Raw genomic sequence first — 16104 nt, 5'->3', positions numbered from 1 at the left:
GTACGCATGCGATCACGACCGCGGGCAGGCTAACACGCACCGTACATACGAACGATCATGGTCATCGGCCACGCACGCCTCCTCCACATCAAGCACGCACACGGGATGCGCACGCCCCATTGACGGCCGCTGTGGGCCTCACTAGCGTGCGCCTCACATTCCCGACCAGCCGACCATTGTTCGGTATTTCGTCCAATGGGAGCGCTCCCCTGTCGCGAAGGACGGACAACATGAGAGACATGCACGGGATGCACACGCCCGGGTGGAGGCGCGGCAGACGAACAGCCGCGCTGACGGCGGTGACCGTCTTACTGGCGGCGCTCTTGTCCGCGGTCGGTGCCGCCGGGACGGCGCAGGCGGCCACCGTGGAGACGAACGCGTGGTACGTACTCGTCAACCGCGCCAGCGGCAAGGTGCTCGACGTGTCCGGCGCGGACGCCTCCGACGGGGCACGCGTCCAGCAGTGGACCCGCGCCGACGCCGCCAACCAGCGGTTCCAGTTCGTGGATGCGGGCGGCGGCTACTACCGTCTGCGGGCACAGCACTCAGGCAAGGTGCTGGACGTCTACCAGCACTCGGCCGCCGACGGGGCGGACCTCGTCCAGTGGAGCGACCTCAACGGCGCCAACCAGCAGTTCCGGCTGGCCGACTCGCCGGACGGCCACGTCCGGCTGATCAACCGCAACAGCGGGAAGGCCGTCGAGGTGCAGGGCGCGTCCACCGCGGACGGCGCCAAGGTCGTGCAATACGCCGACTGGGGCGGGGCCAACCAGCAGTGGCGGCTGGTCCGCGTCGGAAGCGGCAGCGGCGGCTCGCTGCCGTCGACGTTCCGCTGGTCCTCGAGCGGAGTCCTGGCCGGGCCGAAGCCGGACGCCCAGCACCCGCAGGCGCTGGCGATCAAGGACTTCTCCGTCGTACGGCACAACAACCAGTGGCTGACGTACGCGACGACCGCAAGCCCCTCCGGCTGGGGTCTCGTACAGTTCGCCTTCGACGACTGGTCCCGGGCGGCCTCCGCACCCCACACCTACCTGGACACCGCCTCGGCCATCGGCCCCGGCTACCGGGCCGCGCCCCAGGTGTTCTACTTCGCGCCGCAGAACCTGTGGTACATGGTCTACCAGACCGGTCCGCCGACCTACTCCACCAGCACCAACCCGGCCGACCCGCGCTCCTGGTCCGCGCCGCGCACCTTCATCTCCCAGGAGCCGCCCATCGTCACCCAGAACAAGGGCGACGGCACCTGGATCGACTTCTGGGTCATCTGCGACACCGCCAACTGCCATCTGTTCTTCAGTGACGACAACGGCCACATCTACCGGGCCCAGACCAGCCTGGCCAACTTCCCGAACGGCTTCGGCAACACGCGGATCGTGCTGTCGGACACCAAGTTCAACCTGTTCGAGGCGTCCAACGTCTACAAGGTCGTCGGCAGCGACCAGTACCTGCTGCTCCAGGAGGCCATCGGCTCGACCGGCCGCCGCTACTTCCGCTCCTTCACCTCCACCAGCCTCGCCGGCAACTGGACCCCCCTCGCCGCCACGGAGAACGAGCCCTTCGCCGGCCGCGCCAACGTCGCCTTCCCCGGCGGCGCCTGGACCCAGGACATCAGCCACGGCGAGCTGGTCCGCGCCACCAACGACCAGACCCTGACCATCAACCCGTGCCGTCTGCAGTACGTCTACCAGGGCATGGACCCCGGCGCCGGGGGCGACTACCTCCGCCTGCCCTGGCGCATGGGCCTGCTCACCCAGACGAACTCCGGCTGCTGACGGGACGGCACCGAGGAAGCCTCACACAGCTTCGCCCGCCGCGAGGACGCGGCGGGCGGCGCGTACGACCGCCTCGTCGACCATCCGGCCGTCGTCGGTCAGCACGCCCTGTCCGGCGCGCACGGCCGCCTCGTACCGGTCGACAAGCCGCCTGGCCCGGTCCATCTCGGTGGGCGTGGGGGTGAAGGCCTCGTGGACGACGGGGAGTTGGGAGGGGTGGATGCAGGCGCGCGACCGGTAGCCGAGTCGTCGCAGCGCTTGCGTGGAGCGTCGCAGGGCGTCCGCGTCGCGGTAGTCGGTGAAGACCGGGCCCACGGGCGGGCGGATACCGGCGGCGGCGGACGCCAGCAGCACGTGGGTGCGCAGGGCCAGCAGTTCGCGCTCGTCCGGCCCCGGTTCCATGCCCAGGTCTGCACACAAGTCGGCCTCGCCGATCTGGAGTTGCCGGACGCGCGGCGAGGCGGCGGCGATGGCGGGGGCTGCCAGTACCGCCCCGGCGTCCTCCAGGAGCGGCGACACCTCGATACGGCCCACGGCGATGCCGGCCGCGCGCTCGCGTTCCGCGAGGACGGCGTCCAGAGCGCGGACGTCCTCCGGACCGGCACACTTGGCCATGACCACGCCGGCCAGAGCCGGGGCGGCAACCGCTCGGGCGTCGGCGTGGCCGGCGGCGCCGGGGTTGATCCGCACCCAGAGGGCGCACGGTCCGCCGGGCCGCTGCGCGGCCACCCAGCGGGCCACCTGGTCGCGGGCGGCTTCCTTCGCGGTCGCCGGTACGGCGTCCTCGAGGTCGACGATGACGGCGTCGGCGCCCCGGGCGAGGGCTTTCTCCAGGAGCGAGGGCCGATCGCCGGGCACGTACAGCCATGAGCGCGGGGCCACGGACACTCCATCCGTTCTCGGGCGCGGCCGCCCATCGGATACCGCACGCCGCGGCGAAGCGGGGCAGGAAGGGCGGACGAGTGCCGGAAACCGTAGCCATGTCCGGCCCCACGGGTCAAGGCGGGCTCACTCCTTGACGAGAGCCGCATCCGCAACGCGCGCGAGCGGTTGCAGCGGCTCAGGGAGAACCCCCTGCCGCCGCCTCCCCAGCCGCTGCGGTTCACCGGCCGCGTCGACGGCACAGTGGCCGACGGCGCGCCGGCCGACGGCGAAATGCCGACGGCGACGCACCTGGAAGACGTCACGGTCGAGGGGCGCTTGCACATTCCGTCCCTGCAACTCGCCCCGGGCGAACGGCTCCTCGTCACCGGCCCCAACGGTGCCGGCAAGAGCACCCTCCTCCAGGTGCTGGCCGGCGAACCGACACCGGACGCGGGCATCGTGCGCCGGCCGCCGCGGGTCGGATTCCTCCGTCAGCGGAGCGCCCCCGATGCCGCCTTCGACACGCGCACCCTGCTGACGGCCTTCGCGGCCGACAGGGCGGGGCACCCCGACGAGCACGCCGACGAACTTCTCGCGCTCGGCCTGTTCCACGCCGCCGACCTCACCGTCCCCCTGCGCGAGCTGTCCGTCGGTCAGCGCCGCAAGCTCGAACTGGCCCGGCTCGTGACGGCCGGTCCCCTCGACCTGCTGCTGCTGGACGAGCCCACGAACCACCTGGCTCCCGCCCTGGTGGAAGAGATCGAGGCGGCCCTGGTCCCCTACACGGGCACGCTGGTCGTCGTCACCCACGACCGGCTCCTGCGCGAACGCTTCCACGGACGCCGCCTGGAACTGCCCGTGGAAGACACGGCATGACCGGGCGACCGGGACCGGTCCTTCAGTGAAGGCTCGCGCCCTGCGCGCGCAGCTCGCGCTGGACCACACTGGCGGGGACGTCCTGCGGGCGTTTGCCCTGGGTCGCGGCGAGGGCGGCGCAGACGCCCGCCGCCTGTCCGGTGGCCATGGCGATCGGCATGACGCGGTAAGAGGAGTGGGCGACGTGGTCGCCGGAGATGCAGCGGCCGGCGACCAGGACCCGGTCCACGTCACGGGGGAAGAGGCAGCGCAGCGGGATGTCGTAGGACCGGCCGCGGGGAAGCCGTTTGAGGGTGGTGCCGCGGCCGCTCGGGTTGTGGATGTCGACGGGGTACGCGCCGCGGGCGATGGCGTCGTCGAACATCCGGGCGGTCAGCACGTCCTCGCCCGTCAGCTGGTACTCGCCCATGATCCGGCGTGTCTCGCGGACCCCGATCTGGACACCGCTCTGCACGACGTACGAGTCGGTGAACCCGGGCACCCGGGCCTTCAGGAAGCGGGCGATCTGCGCCATCTGGCGGTGGGCGGTGAACTCCGCGCGGGTGAGGTCCCAGACGCTGGTGCCGAGCACCTCGGTGACGCGGGTGGAGTTGACCGCGACCTCGCCGGTGTTGGGGGTGGCGAAGAAGAGCATGTCCTCGCGCGGCAGGTCGAGCTCCCCGGCGTCGGTGGCGGCCCGGACCAGGTCCCACAGCCCGTGCACGCCCTTCCACTGGTCCGGGTTGGCACGGGCGTACGCGGCGAACCGCTCCTGGTCGAAGCGGGCCATCCGGAACATCAGCGTCATGGGCTGCGTCCAGCCGTCCTCCGGCCGGCCGATCTCGTACGAGGCGCCGGCCGCGGCGGCGATGTCCCCGTCGCCGGTGCAGTCGACGATCACGTCCGCGTCCATGACCAGGGGCCCGGACTTGGTCTCGAACACGGCCCTCGCGCGGTCGGGCAGGTCGACGACGCCGGAGGCGAAGGCGTGCAGCAGCGTGCGCACCTCGTGGACCTCCAGCAGCTCGTACAGCACGAGCTTGAACAGCTCCGGGTCGAAGGGGACCGTGTAGCCGGTCTCCAGTGAGGGGCGGATCGCCGCCCCGGCGCTCACCAGCCGGTCGAGCAGCGTCCGCAGGACACCGCCGACGACCGGCTCGCCCTCCCCGTGGTCGGGCGGCAGCAGCCGGGAGGGATCGCCGACGACGGCCTGCTTGACCTCGTTGTGGAAGCTCATCAGCGGCATGACCAGCGCCGCGGTGGCGTTGCCGCCGAGGAATCCGTACCGCTCGACGAGGACCACCTCGGCGCCCGCGTTCGCCGCTCCGATGGCCGCCCCGATCCCGGCCGGCCCGCCCCCGACCACGAGCACCTGCGTGGATCCCGCGTGCAGCGCCTGACGCGGGGGCAGTTGCACGCTCCGGGGGACGCGGGGCGGCATCAGGTGGGTCACGGTTCCTCCCTGGGGAGCCGGGGGTTCGTGCGGGTCAGCCGACCGGGGCCGGGGCAGGCGCGCCGCCGTGGACGAGCGCGCGGGGGGCGATGCGGTCCAGGTAGGCGAGGAGCCGGTCGGTGGTCTCGGCGGCCCTCACCTTCATCGCCGCCGTCCGGGCGGCCGTGTGCGCCGCGCGAGCCGACCGCTCGTCCCACAGGCGGTCCACCTCGGCCAGGAGGGGGCCCGCGGCCTCCCTGACCACGCCGCGCAGGGCCGGTGCGCCGATCTCCTGCGCGAAGTCGAAGACCTTCCCCGCGTAGGGCAGGGGCAGCAGCGGGACCCCCGCGAGCGCGGCGAAGATCAGGAAGTGCAGCCTCATGCCGATGGCCAGGTCCAGTTGCTTGACGATGTCGAGGACCTGCTGCGGGCGGTAGCTGCCGTGCAGGACCCGGCAGCGCTGGGCCTCGATCATGTGGGCGACCACGGCGTGCGCGTGCCGGATGTCGTCGCGTTCCATCGGTACGAAGACGACGTGGGCGTCCAGCCGGTGGACGAGGAAGTCGCCGACGCTGGCGAGGAGTTGGTGGTAGCCGTCCTCGTCGAGGTGCTCGGCCGCACGGCCGGGCTCCCGCACGCTCATGCCCACCAGCCGCACCCCGCTGGGCACGGCCTCGGCCCGGAGGAGCTCATCGCCGCCGTCGCCGGGTTCGAGGAGCAGCGCCGGGTCGGCGGTGACCGTCACCGGCCGGTTCAACCCGGCCTCCTCCAGGACCAGCTTCGACTCCTCGTCGCGGACCGTCACCTCGGCCGCGCCGGAGAGCGCCGTACGGACCCAGGCGCAGTCGGCCTCGTCGCTGAGGGGCCCGGCGCCGACGGCGTACGTGAAGACGGGGACGCCGTACTCCTGGGCGGTGGCGGCCAGCCGCAGGTAACGGCGCGCCTCGGTGTTGTAGAGGATGCCGCCGCCGCCGAGCACCAGCACGTCGAGCCGGCGCAGGTGCTCGGAGATCCGCTCCCTGTTCACGCCTTCCCAGCCGACCACCTCCACGTCGGGGTGGAGGAGGCGGCTCTGGTCGGGATTGCGGGAGAAGACCACGAGGTGGGCGTCGGGGCGCCCGGCCCTGATGCGGTCCAGCATGGCGGTGAGGATCGCCTCATCGCCCACGTTCCGTCCGCCGTAGGAACCGAGGACTCCTACGGTCACGGTGCTTCGGTCGTCCATGGTCGACCCCCTCGCCGGCCGTCGTGTACTCCTACACCAGTTCACCGCATGGCGAGATTTACGCATCTCGGGGGGGCACGGACGCGGGTCCGGCGGTTTCCGGCCATCGTCCCCGACGGGCCGGCATGGACCGGGGCGCGGGGGGAACGAGCGCTCTCACCCGGGGCGTACGGCGCCTGCCGGGAGACGAGAGGAGAACCGTTGTGCTGATGGCTCACCCGGCCGTCCTGTCCCAGCTGATCGAGGAGTACGAGACCCTCAAGGCCCTCCACGCGGAGGCCGGCGGCCCGGCGGTGCAACAACGTCTCGAGGACGTCACCTACACGCTGTGCGTGTCCACCGGCACGCAGGACGGCGAGGCCGCCCTGCGCGCCGCTCGCCGGCAGCTGCTCCGTACGGCGTCGGACGAGGGGTCCCTCATAGCCGGATGAAGGGGGCGCACCGGCACCCGCGAGGCCGGGCCGACAGCGCACGCATAGGGCGGCGGACGGCGGGCACGCGGAGTGGTACCCGAAGGTCGGGCAGTGAACGGAAGGAGACGCTGTGTCTTTCCTCTGGGCCATCATCGCAGGACTGATCATCGGCCTCGTGGCCAAGCTGGTCCTCCCCGGACGCCAGCCCATCCCCCTGTGGCTGACGGTCCTCCTCGGTATCGTCGGCGCCGTGGTGGGAAACGCGCTGGCCTCCGCTTTCGGAGTGCGGGAGACCGGTGGCATCGACTGGATCCGGCACATCTTCCAGGTGGGTATCGCAGCCCTCCTCATCGGCCTCGTCAGCCCCATGTGGGCCCGACGACGCACCCACGCCTGACCCCCGGCACCACAGCCCCGTCGGCCGCCGGCCGACGGGGCTTTCACCTGCCGTCCTTCCGACCGGGCGTCAGCGCAGGTCGAGCCGCATCAGCACCCGGGGCCGGCCGGCCAGCACCGAGGTGGTGTCGGCGACGTGGACGAACCCGGCGCGCTCGAAGTTCTTCCGGATCCCCGCGTACGCCATCGTCAGGTCGACCCTGGCGTCGCCGTCGTCGCCGTTGTCGATCGGATAGGCCTCGACCGCCGGTGCGCCGTGGGCGCGGGCGAACTCGACCGCGCCGGCGATGAGGGCGCGCGAGATCCCTCTCTTGCGGAATCCGGGGCGTACGCGGACGCACCACAGCGACCAGACCGGCAGGTCGTCGACGTGCGGGATCTTGCGGTTGCGCGCGAAGGAGGTGTCCGCGCGCGGGGCCACGGCCGCCCAGCCGACCGGCTCGCCGTCGTCGTACGCGAGCACCCCCGGAGGCGGATCGTTGCGGCACAGTTCGGCGACGTACTCGCCCCGGGCCGGCCCGCGGAGCTCGTTGTTGAGTTTGGACGGGATCCGGTAGCTCAGGCACCAGCAGACGTTCGCGCCGGGTGACCTCGGCCCGAGCACGGTACGGACGTCCTCGAAGACGGAAGCCGGACGCACCTCGATGGTCATGGCACCACGATGTCACCGGGTCCGGGCGGGTGTCGCGGCCGCGCCCGGAGGGCCTTCACGCGCTGCTCCGCCTCGTTACCCCCTGTGCGCGGGCTTCGTTGTCCCGTTGCTGCCGGCCGGCAGCAACGGGCGACGGGAGGCCGCAGGGTGTGGAAGAACAGGATCGCAAGGGCGTTGGGCGCACTCACCCTCTCGGGCGTGCTCTGCGCGACGGTGGTCGCGCCCGCCGGGGCCGCACCCGCACCCTCCTCCGTGCCCGCGAGGCAGCGGAGCCTGACGTGCCACGGCCCCGCGCTCGACTGCGTACGCGACGCGAAGCGCGTACTGGCGCGGCTCCGCGACGGTCTCGGGTGCGACCACCGGGCCCCGTTCCCGTCCATCTACACGCACCTGCAGCAGTCGCTGGAGGACACGGTCCGGCGGCCGGGCTCCTTCGACGAACCGCAGTGGCTCGCGGGGAGCCTGAACACCGGTTTCCTCAACCTGTACCTGGACGCCTACCGCGCCGACGACGCCGGGCGGCCGGTTCCGAGGGCCTGGCGGATCGCCTTCGACGCGGCCCGCACCGGTGATGTGAACGCCGGGCAGGACGTCCTGCTGGGCGCCAACGCCCACATCCAGCGGGACATGCCGTACGTCCTCGCCGCGCTGGGCCTCACCCGCGCCGACGGCACCAGCCGCAAGCGCGACTACGACCGCTTCCAGGCGGTGGTGGACCGCGCGTACGGTCCGGCCGTACGGGAAGTCGCCCGGCGCTACGACCCATTGGTCTCACTCGCCGACGACCGGTGGAACCCGATCGCCGGGTACACGGCGCACGGGCTGTTCAGCCTGTGGCGCCAGCGGGCCTGGTCCTACGCCGAGCAGCTCGCCGAGGCCGAGGCTGCCGGGAGCCCGGCGGCCCGTGCCCGCGTGGTCGACGCCATCGAGGCGAACGCGGCGCAGTGGGCGACGCTGCTGGCCGTGGTGGAGGTCCCGGGCTACCGCACGGTGCGCGACACGTACTGCCAGGCCCAGCGGGAGGGTGTGACGGGGGCCGGTGAGGTCGCGGCCGCTCCGTAGCGGACGGCCTTATCCGTTCCCCGCGGTGCCGTCCGCGGTGCCGTCCGCGCCGGCTTCCGCGGTGCCGTTCTCGCTGCCGTTCTCGCTCGCCTGGTCGATGACGCGCTTGCCGATGACGGCGGCCGCGGCGAGCGCGCTGCCGACGAAGGCGGCGGCCAGGGTCCAGGGCTGGTCGAAGCGGTGGCCGGTGGCGTGGTCGAGGGAGAACCGGCCCGCGCCCGCCATGCCGAGGGCGGCGGCGGTGAAGCCGAGGAAGGCCGGGTACTCGAAGCCGCCGGACTGGTTGAAGAACCCGGCCGGGGCGTGCACGGCGACCGCCCCGGCCATGGCACCGGCCGCGATGGCCCCGGCGGCGGGCGTCGCGAGGCCCAGGGCGAGGAGCGTGCCGCCGCCCGCCTCGCCGAGCCCGGCGGCGATGGCGCTCTGCCGGCCGGGGCGGAATCCCATCGCCTCCATGGCCTTGGAGGTGCCCGCGATGCCTCCGCCGCCGAACCAGCCGAACAGCTTCTGGCTGCCGTGCGCGGCGAGTACCGATCCGGTGCCGACCCGCAGGAGGAACAGGCCGAGGTCGCGTCGGGTGGTGCGGTCCATGGGGGTCTCCCGGGGCATGCGGCTGGGGGCGTACGCCTCCACTCTGGCCGCCGGACGGCCCCGAGTGGGCCCGTTGCTGGGCCGTCCGGGTCATGGCCGCCGCATCACGGCACCGAACTGGTGCGCTACATTTTGCGCGCTTGACCGCGATCACCATGATCTTTTCATCGATACGGAGCCGGCATCTCAATGAGCGACATCGTCAATGGACTTGGCCGGGCCAGCGCCTACGGAGCCCTCGGCGTGGTCCTGCTGATTCTCGGCATCGTCCTGGTGGACGTGCTGACGCCCGGAAAGCTCGGCCGGCAGATCTGGGAGCAGCGCAACCGCAACGCGGCCCTGCTGCTGAGCTCGGCCCTGCTCGGTATCGGCGGCATCGTCTTCACCTCCATCTGGACGACGTACACGGACTTCGGCAAGGGGCTGGTGTCCACCGCGGCGTTCGGCCTGCTGGGCCTGGTGATGATGGCCGTGGCCTTCTGGGTGGTCGACCTGATCACGCCGGGCCGGCTGGGTGCCACGCTGGTCGAGCCGGAGCCGCACCCGGCGGTGTGGGTGACGGCGTCGTGCAACCTCGCGGTGTCGGCCATCATCTCGGCGTCCATCGCCTAAGAAGTGTCCGGTCGTCAGGCCGGGTCGTGGCCGTGGAGCGGCTCCACCTCCAGGAAGCGCCGTCTGCGCGGGCCTCGGTAGAGCAGCGCTTCCCAGCCCAGCGGGGTGAGGGCCCGGGCGCACGCGGACAGGGCGGTCTCCTCCTCCTGGGCGGCTCCGCCGCCGGGCGGGCCGAGCCATTCCACCCGTACCGTCCCGGGCCGCTCCCCCGCCGTGACGCGGTACCCGGTCGCGACGCGCCGGCCGTCCGCGTCGACGGCCGAGGGCGTGACCCCCGCGGCCTCCAGCGCCAGCGCCACGGCCCGGACGGGCTGGTTCAGCTCCCAGGCGGCGGGCTGGGCCCCGGGGTCGCCGCCCCGGGTGCCGGTCAGCCGCCTGATCTGGAGCATCCCTTCGAACGCGACCCGCACCTCGGCGGCGCGGCGCTCCGCCGAGGCCCCGTCCGCCGGGGCCGGGCCGTCGCCCGTGTCGGCCTCGAACCCCGCGCCGGTCACCGGAGCCTCCGAATGTCACCGCGCACCCGGTAGAAGCCGCCCGACGCGGCGTGCAGCGCGTCGACGACGTACCGCGCGCCCGGCTCGCGTATCGCGCGCGGGAACTGGACGTTCCACGAGCGGTCGTAGCCGTCCGACACGACGTGGACGCGCGTCCGGCCGCCTTCCTGCACGCACTCGACGACCACGGAGCCCGCGGGGGCCGTGGTCACCGTCGTCACCGAGGCGGCGGCAGTGGCCGGGGCGTAGGTGGGCAGGGCGGCGGCGAGCTTCACGTCGCGGGCGACCGGGACCGTGCCCTGCTGGGCGGCCGCGATCGCCGCCTCGCTCGCGTCCACGCACACCAGCGAGCCGTCCGTGGTGACCAGGTACAGCCGCTCGTCGCGGTACTGCATGGAGAGGGCCGAGCCGCTGCCCGTGCCGAGCTTCCACAGCCGCGTGCCGTCCCGGTCGAAGCAGTACACCGACGACGCGCCGTCCCCGGCGAAGACGAAGCGGCCGCCGGGCGAGGTGGCGCACGAGTACACCGCGCTGTCGCAGCCGTACGTCGCCTCGATGGCACCGGTGGCCTTCGACAGCCGCTGGACGACGCGCTGCCCCGTGCCCGCGTACACGGCGTCGTCCTCCTGCCAGCCGAAGAGCACCGCGCCGCGCGTGGGCGTGTGCCACAGCTCGGATCCGCCGTCCGGGGTGTGCGCCGTCACGCCGTGGGTGTGCCCGTGGTAGACGGCCCGGTCGTCGGCGCGCACCATCCAGGCGTGCTCGCCGCGGCCGCCGCGCGCCCACTGGTGCTCGTCCTCGTGGTCGATGACGGTGAGCCGTCCGGCGCGGTCCGCGACGTTGAGCACGCCCTGGTGGATGTCGAGCCAGAAGATGTCGACGTCGGCGGCGATGTCGTACGCCGCGAACGGCAGCTTCGACGACAGGTCGTACACGCGGCCGTCGTCGCAGCCGGCGTAGATCCAGAAGTCGTCGGCGACCAGGCACTTGACGCCGTCCGGGAGCTGGTAGCGGGCGAGGACGTCGCCGCCGTGCGCGAGGGTGTAGACGTCACCGGCCTGGTTGCCCACCCAGCAGCGCTCGTCGTCGATGTGGATGCCGAACGCCGCGGAGCCGGTGCGGAACCGCCACAGCACCGGCGCGACCCGGCGGGCGGTGGAGGGCGCCGACGTCACCTGGCGGCGCGTCACCGAGCGGGGCGGGCGCTGTCCCTGGACGGCCGGGGCGTACCCCTTGCGGACCTTCTCCCCTATCTTCTTGGCCGCCGCGGCCTGGGCCTTCTCGGCCGTGGGGAACGTCGACGTCTGCGTCTGCCCGGCGGCGCCGATCCGGCCGTACCGAACGGTCACGACCTGCCCCTCCACCGTCACTTCGTAGAACTTGTGCGCACCGCCACCGTCCTGCGACAGCTCCAGATACGTCTTCGACATGGCAGACCTCTCCCCAGGTCAGGCCCGGCGGCGTGTTCCCCGGGTCCCACTGCCTGAACAGTAGAAGCCGCCACTGACAATCGGCCCGGCTCCCGGTCGGAGCAGTCCGGCGGGCGGGACGGGGGCCCGGGCGGTGACGATGGACGGGCCGGGAACCGATCGGACCAGCGAGGAGCCGGGAGCAAGGGGCGGAAGCCAGGAGCAAGGAGCCGGGAGCGAGGAGCGAGGGGAGCATGCGTGAGCCTGGGTGAGCCGAGGAGGCGCCGGTCGCGGACCGCCGTCTCCGTCACCGTGCTCGCGGTGTTCGCCGCCGCCTCGCCGTGGCTCACGCCGTCCGCGGCCCCGCCGCCCGGTGCGGACGTCGCGCAGGCGCGCGCGCCCTCCGGGAGCGGCCGCCATCAGGGGCCCCGGCCCGCCATCGTGCTGCGGGCGGCGTGGCGGGCCGAGAGCGTGGACACGGCCCCGGCGGGCGTCCGGTACGCGCCGGCCGTGAGGGCCGCCGTCATCCACCACACGAGCACGCCGAACGGTTACGACTGCGCGAGCGTGCCGCGCACGCTGCGCGATCTGTACGCCGGGCACGCGTACGGACGGCACTGGGACGACATCGGCTACAACTTCCTCGTCGACGCGTGCGGCACCATCTACGAGGGCCGGGCGGGCGGCGTCGACCGGGCCGTCGTGGGCGCGCACACCCGCGGGTTCAACCAGGGGACGGTCGGCATCGCGGCGATCGGCACCTTCGACGGCGGCGAGACCGTACCGGAGCCGATGCTCGCCGCCATCGCCCGGCTGGTCGCCTGGAAGCTCGACCCCCTCGGGCCGGACCCGCGCGGCAGCGTGGCGCTGGTCTCCACCAACGACGAGGCCCGGTACCCGAAGGGCGCGAAGGCCCTGCTGCCGGTCGTCGGCGGGCACGCGGACGGCTATCCGACCCGCTGTCCGGGTGCCGCCCTGTACGCGAGGCTGCCCGACATCGCGGCCAGGGCGGCCCGTATCCAGCGCCGTTGAGGACGCCACCGGGCACGCCGCCGAACGCCGCCGGAGGCGCCGGACGTCAGTCCGGGAGGCCGAAGTCCTGTACCCACCATGGGCCGTTGGAGCGGAGGTTCACTCCGACGCCGATGTCCTTGAAGGCGCAGTTGAGGACGTTCTTGCGGTGCTCGGGGCTGCTCATCCAGTCGCGCACGGCCCGCGCGGGGCTCCGCGGCCCGCGGTGGATGTTCTCGCCCCAGGTCCTCCAGCTGTAGCCGGCGGCCTCCATCCGCTCGCCGGCGTCGCGGCCTTCGGGCGTGTCGTGGCGGTAGTAGCCGCGGGCGGCCATGTCGTCGGCGTGCCCCTGGGCGGCGGCCTTCAGCCGGCTGTTGGTGCGCAGGGCGGAGCAGCCGGCTTTCCTGCGCTCGGTGTTGGCGAGGGCGACGATCTGCTCGGCGTACGAGGCCGCCGTGCCGACGGCTCTCTCCACGCCGGAGCGGGGCACGTCCGCGGCCTCCTGCGGGTACGCGGGCCGGCCGCCCACAGCGGCCCTGACGGCTTGCGCGTCGCCGTCCGTACGGGCGGTCCCGACGATCACGGCGACGACGGTCGCGACCGCTGCCGCCACCGTGCCGGTGAGCACCGTGCCAAGGGCCGGTCCCCCGCCCCGTATTCGCGCCCGTTCCACTCTTCGCCCCCGTAGCCGGTCGTGGTGATGGTCGTGGTCGTGGTGCGGGTGGTGAGGGCGTTGCTCGTGCACGTGCATCTCCCGATCTCCTCGGGGGCGTACCCCACTCGGCCTACCGAGCCCGGAGGGGCCTCGCCCCGGGGTGGCCCGTCCACGTGGTCACCGCGGGCCGGTGCATCGACCGACAGCAATGCGACACGGGTGGACATATGGATGATTATGTCGACATGAGCATTCAGGGTCAGGTCGATCACCTCGCGGCCGACGACGGCAGGGCACCGACCATGGGCGTCGAGGAGGAGCACTTCCTCGTCCATCCCGGCAGCCGGGCCGTCGAGTCGGCGGGCCCCCGCGTCGTCGCCCGCGCCGCGCCGGTCCTGGGCGATCTGGTCTCCGGTGAGTACACCCAGTGCCAGGTCGAGGTGAAGACCCCGCCGTGCTCGGACGGAGCGCGGCTGCGGGCGGAGCTGGCCCGGCTGCGGGCGGGCGCCGCGGCGGCCGCCCGCGAGGAGGGGCTGCGCCTGTGCGCCTCCGGGACGCCCGTCCTCAGGAACGGCGGCCCCTCGGACATCGGCGAGAACCCGCGCTACCAGAAGGCCCTCGGCCAGTACCGCAGCGCCCTGGAGGACTTCGAGGTCTGCGCCCTCCACGTCCATGTGCGGGTCGACGACCGCGAGCTGGCCGTCCTGGCCGCCAACCACGTCCGGCCGTGGCTGCCGCTGCTGGTGGCGATGAGCGCCAACTCCCCGTACTGCGACGGCCGCGACACCGGTTACGAGAGCTGGCGCTCCATGGTGCGCGGCCAGTTCCCGTGCTGGGGGCCGCCTCCGTACGCCGGCTCCCTGGAGCACTACCGGCGGCTCGCCACCGCCATGCAGGACGTGGACGCGATGCCGGACGCCGCGTACGCCTACTGGGACCTGCGGCCGCACGCGCGCTTCCCGACCCTGGAGGTGCGGGCCATGGACGTCCCGGTGGACGTGGACGACTCGGCGGCCCTCGCCGTGCTGATCAGGGCACTGGTGGTCACCGCCGTCGACCGCGCGCGGGGCGGCGACCCCGGCTCGCAGCCGTGCAGCGAGCTGCTGCGCGCGGCGTACTGGCGGGCGGCGCGCGACGGGTGGCCCGGGGACGGCGTGTGCGCGCTGACGGGTGAGATCGTGCCGTCCTCGGTCCAGGCGGAGCGGCTCGTCGAGGACGTACGGCCGGCGCTGGAGGCGTACGGCGACCTGGGGAGGGTCGAGGACTTCCTGCGGCGGCTCGCGACGCACGGCACCGGTGCGCAACGGCAGCGCGCCGCGGCGGAACGACAACCGGACGGCGGCGGAGACGGCGGCGACGGCCGCGACAGCGGCACGCGCGGCATCGTTGACGACCTGGTCGTCCGTACGGAGGCGGGTACGGAGCCGGGTGCCGCGTCCGGCACCCCCGACCGGCTGCTGCGCGCGGAGGTGCGCGGATGAGCCCCACGCGCTACGGGATCGGGCTGGAAGGGCTGGGCCCGCTCCCCGGGTTCATGGCGCACGGCGAGGAGGCCGTCGTCCCGGTCGCCGCGCCGACGGGGGACATGGTGTGGCTGGTGCGCGACTACGAACTGGGACGCCTGGTACTGACCGACAGGCGGTTCAGCCGCGCGGAGGCGGTCAAGCCGCACGTACCGAAGTTCAACGACGCCCAGCCGGTGCCGGACTCGATGATGAGCATGGACGGCGCGGAGCACGCCCGGCTGCGGCGCGTGGTGACCGGCGCGTTCACCGGCCGCCGGATGGCGGCCCTGGCGCCCTCCATCGAGCGGATGGCCGACGAGCGCCTCGACCGGATGGTGGAGGCGGGTCCGCCCGCGGACCTCGTCGAGGAACTGGCGCTGCCCCTGCCGCGTGCCGTGCTCTGCTCGCTGCTCGGTGTCCCGGCACAGGACGGCGACCGGTTCCGGGACCTGGTGGAGGTGCTGTTCGACATCACGGCCAGCACTCCGAAGGAGAAGTCCCGGCGCCGCGTCGAACTGGTCGACTACATGGCCGGGTTGCTCGAGCGCAAGCGCGAGCGGCCCGAGGACGACCTGCTCACCGCCATGATCCGGGTGCACGACCAGGGCGAGATGTCCATGGCCGAGCTGGTCACCATGGGCCTCACGCTCCTGATGGCCGGTTACGAGACCACGGTCGGCCAGATCGGCCTGTCCGCGTTCGCCCTGCTGTCGGACCCGGACGCGTACGAGGAACTGCGCGGGCGCCCGGAGGCGCTGCCTGGCGCGGTGGAGGAGTTCCTGCGGCTGACGCCCGCCACGCCCGTGAGCTTCACGCGCGTGGCGGTGGAACCGGTCCCCCTGGACGGGGTCACGATCGCGGCGGGCGAGGCCGTCGTCGTCTCCCTGCTGCACGGCAACCGGGACGGCAAGGTCTTCGCGGAGCCCGAGCACCTGGTGCCCGAGGGGCGCGACGCCGTCCATCTGACCTTCGGGCACGGGGTGCACCGCTGCCTGGGCGCGCCGCTGGCCAAGCTGCAGGTGCAGATCGTCCTGGAGCGCCTGCTGCGCCGGTTCCCGGCGCTGCGGTTGGCGGCCGGGCAGCCGGAACCGGTGGTCTGGAAGGACGGCTTGCTCACCCGTGGGCTGTCCCGGCTGCTGGTGGAGTGGTGAGCAGC

Annotated in this window: 17 protein-coding genes; 9 read left to right on the top strand and 8 right to left on the bottom strand. The window is 73.1% G+C overall.

The annotated features are described in order from the left end of the window. The first annotated feature begins 230 nt into the window (after window positions 1-230). Window positions 231-1772 (top strand): non-reducing end alpha-L-arabinofuranosidase family hydrolase, encoded by a 1542-nt coding sequence (locus ACIRNI_RS27150; RefSeq protein ID WP_403555244.1) that lies wholly within the window; start codon window positions 231-233, stop codon window positions 1770-1772. Between the two features lie 21 nt (window positions 1773-1793). Here the strand turns inward: ACIRNI_RS27150 and ACIRNI_RS27145 are convergent, their stop codons facing one another. Further along, window positions 1794-2654, bottom strand: coding sequence for an HpcH/HpaI aldolase/citrate lyase family protein (locus ACIRNI_RS27145; protein ID WP_403555242.1), 861 nt, complete (start codon window positions 2652-2654; stop codon window positions 1794-1796). A gap of 168 nt (window positions 2655-2822) precedes the next feature. On the opposite strand from ACIRNI_RS27145, the gene ACIRNI_RS27140 reads away from it, so the two are divergent. After that, window positions 2823-3512 carry an ATP-binding cassette domain-containing protein gene (locus tag ACIRNI_RS27140; protein WP_403555240.1) on the top strand — a complete coding sequence of 230 codons (690 nt, stop codon included), beginning with the start codon at window positions 2823-2825 and terminating at the stop codon, window positions 3510-3512. A 22-nt stretch (window positions 3513-3534) separates the two neighbouring features. Here the strand turns inward: ACIRNI_RS27140 and ACIRNI_RS27135 are convergent, their stop codons facing one another. Together ACIRNI_RS27135 and ACIRNI_RS27130 are read right to left on the bottom strand one after the other, a co-directional pair. After that, window positions 3535-4944, bottom strand: a complete 1410-nt coding sequence (locus tag ACIRNI_RS27135; RefSeq protein ID WP_403555238.1) for an FAD-dependent oxidoreductase — start codon at window positions 4942-4944, stop codon at window positions 3535-3537. A gap of 34 nt (window positions 4945-4978) precedes the next feature. Next, window positions 4979-6148, bottom strand: a complete 1170-nt coding sequence (locus tag ACIRNI_RS27130) for a polysaccharide pyruvyl transferase family protein (RefSeq protein ID WP_403555236.1) — start codon at window positions 6146-6148, stop codon at window positions 4979-4981. 209 nt (window positions 6149-6357) lie between these two features. Here ACIRNI_RS27130 and ACIRNI_RS27125 point away from each other — a divergent pair, with 209 nt between their 5' ends. Both ACIRNI_RS27125 and ACIRNI_RS27120 read left to right on the top strand, forming a co-directional pair. Then, window positions 6358-6579 (top strand): DUF5133 domain-containing protein, encoded by a 222-nt coding sequence (locus tag ACIRNI_RS27125; RefSeq protein ID WP_403555234.1) that lies wholly within the window; start codon window positions 6358-6360, stop codon window positions 6577-6579. Between the two features lie 112 nt (window positions 6580-6691). Then, the gene (locus ACIRNI_RS27120; protein ID WP_403555232.1) at window positions 6692-6958 is read left to right on the top strand and encodes a GlsB/YeaQ/YmgE family stress response membrane protein; all 267 of its coding nucleotides are present in this window, start codon (window positions 6692-6694) and stop codon (window positions 6956-6958) included. A gap of 69 nt (window positions 6959-7027) precedes the next feature. Here ACIRNI_RS27120 and ACIRNI_RS27115 read toward each other — a convergent pair whose 3' ends face one another. Next, complete coding sequence (locus ACIRNI_RS27115) at window positions 7028-7609, bottom strand: GNAT family N-acetyltransferase (protein WP_403555230.1); 582 nt, start codon at window positions 7607-7609, stop codon at window positions 7028-7030. A gap of 174 nt (window positions 7610-7783) precedes the next feature. Here ACIRNI_RS27115 and ACIRNI_RS27110 point away from each other — a divergent pair, with 174 nt between their 5' ends. Then, on the top strand, window positions 7784-8671 hold the full coding sequence (locus ACIRNI_RS27110) for a DUF5995 family protein (protein WP_403555228.1): 888 nt from the start codon (window positions 7784-7786) through the stop codon (window positions 8669-8671). 9 nt (window positions 8672-8680) lie between these two features. Here the strand turns inward: ACIRNI_RS27110 and ACIRNI_RS27105 are convergent, their stop codons facing one another. Continuing rightward, window positions 8681-9262: a DoxX family membrane protein gene (locus ACIRNI_RS27105; protein ID WP_403555226.1), complete on the bottom strand. Its 582-nt coding sequence runs from the start codon at window positions 9260-9262 to the stop codon at window positions 8681-8683. 189 nt (window positions 9263-9451) lie between these two features. Between ACIRNI_RS27105 and ACIRNI_RS27100 the strand changes: the two genes are divergently transcribed. Beyond that, window positions 9452-9874: a DUF350 domain-containing protein gene (locus tag ACIRNI_RS27100; RefSeq protein ID WP_403555224.1), complete on the top strand. Its 423-nt coding sequence runs from the start codon at window positions 9452-9454 to the stop codon at window positions 9872-9874. A gap of 14 nt (window positions 9875-9888) precedes the next feature. On the opposite strand, the gene ACIRNI_RS27095 is transcribed toward ACIRNI_RS27100, so the two are convergent. Both ACIRNI_RS27095 and ACIRNI_RS27090 read right to left on the bottom strand, forming a co-directional pair. Then, window positions 9889-10368, bottom strand: a complete 480-nt coding sequence (locus tag ACIRNI_RS27095) for a hypothetical protein (RefSeq protein ID WP_403555222.1) — start codon at window positions 10366-10368, stop codon at window positions 9889-9891. Next, window positions 10365-11798, bottom strand: coding sequence for a WGR domain-containing protein (locus ACIRNI_RS27090; RefSeq protein ID WP_403555220.1), 1434 nt, complete (start codon window positions 11796-11798; stop codon window positions 10365-10367). The genes ACIRNI_RS27095 and ACIRNI_RS27090 overlap by 4 nt, the downstream gene beginning before the upstream one ends. 237 nt (window positions 11799-12035) lie before the next feature. On the opposite strand from ACIRNI_RS27090, the gene ACIRNI_RS27085 reads away from it, so the two are divergent. Then, on the top strand, window positions 12036-12809 hold the full coding sequence (locus ACIRNI_RS27085; RefSeq protein WP_403555218.1) for a peptidoglycan recognition protein: 774 nt from the start codon (window positions 12036-12038) through the stop codon (window positions 12807-12809). A 46-nt stretch (window positions 12810-12855) separates the two neighbouring features. Here the strand turns inward: ACIRNI_RS27085 and ACIRNI_RS27080 are convergent, their stop codons facing one another. Then, window positions 12856-13416, bottom strand: coding sequence for a CAP domain-containing protein (locus ACIRNI_RS27080; RefSeq protein WP_403555216.1), 561 nt, complete (start codon window positions 13414-13416; stop codon window positions 12856-12858). Between the two features lie 272 nt (window positions 13417-13688). On the opposite strand from ACIRNI_RS27080, the gene ACIRNI_RS27075 reads away from it, so the two are divergent. Both ACIRNI_RS27075 and ACIRNI_RS27070 read left to right on the top strand, forming a co-directional pair. After that, window positions 13689-14924, top strand: coding sequence for a glutamate--cysteine ligase (locus ACIRNI_RS27075; protein ID WP_403555214.1), 1236 nt, complete (start codon window positions 13689-13691; stop codon window positions 14922-14924). Further along, window positions 14921-16099, top strand: coding sequence for a cytochrome P450 (locus tag ACIRNI_RS27070; RefSeq protein ID WP_403555212.1), 1179 nt, complete (start codon window positions 14921-14923; stop codon window positions 16097-16099). The genes ACIRNI_RS27075 and ACIRNI_RS27070 overlap by 4 nt, the downstream gene beginning before the upstream one ends. Window positions 16100-16104 lie beyond the last annotated feature (5 nt).

It is taken from the genome of Streptomyces sp. NPDC093546 (assembly GCF_044765045.1).
In the GTDB taxonomy this organism is placed as follows: Bacteria; Actinomycetota; Actinomycetes; order Streptomycetales; family Streptomycetaceae; genus Streptomyces.
Note: the sequence above shows the minus strand (reverse complement) of the source record. Positions and strands in the feature narration are given on the sequence as shown.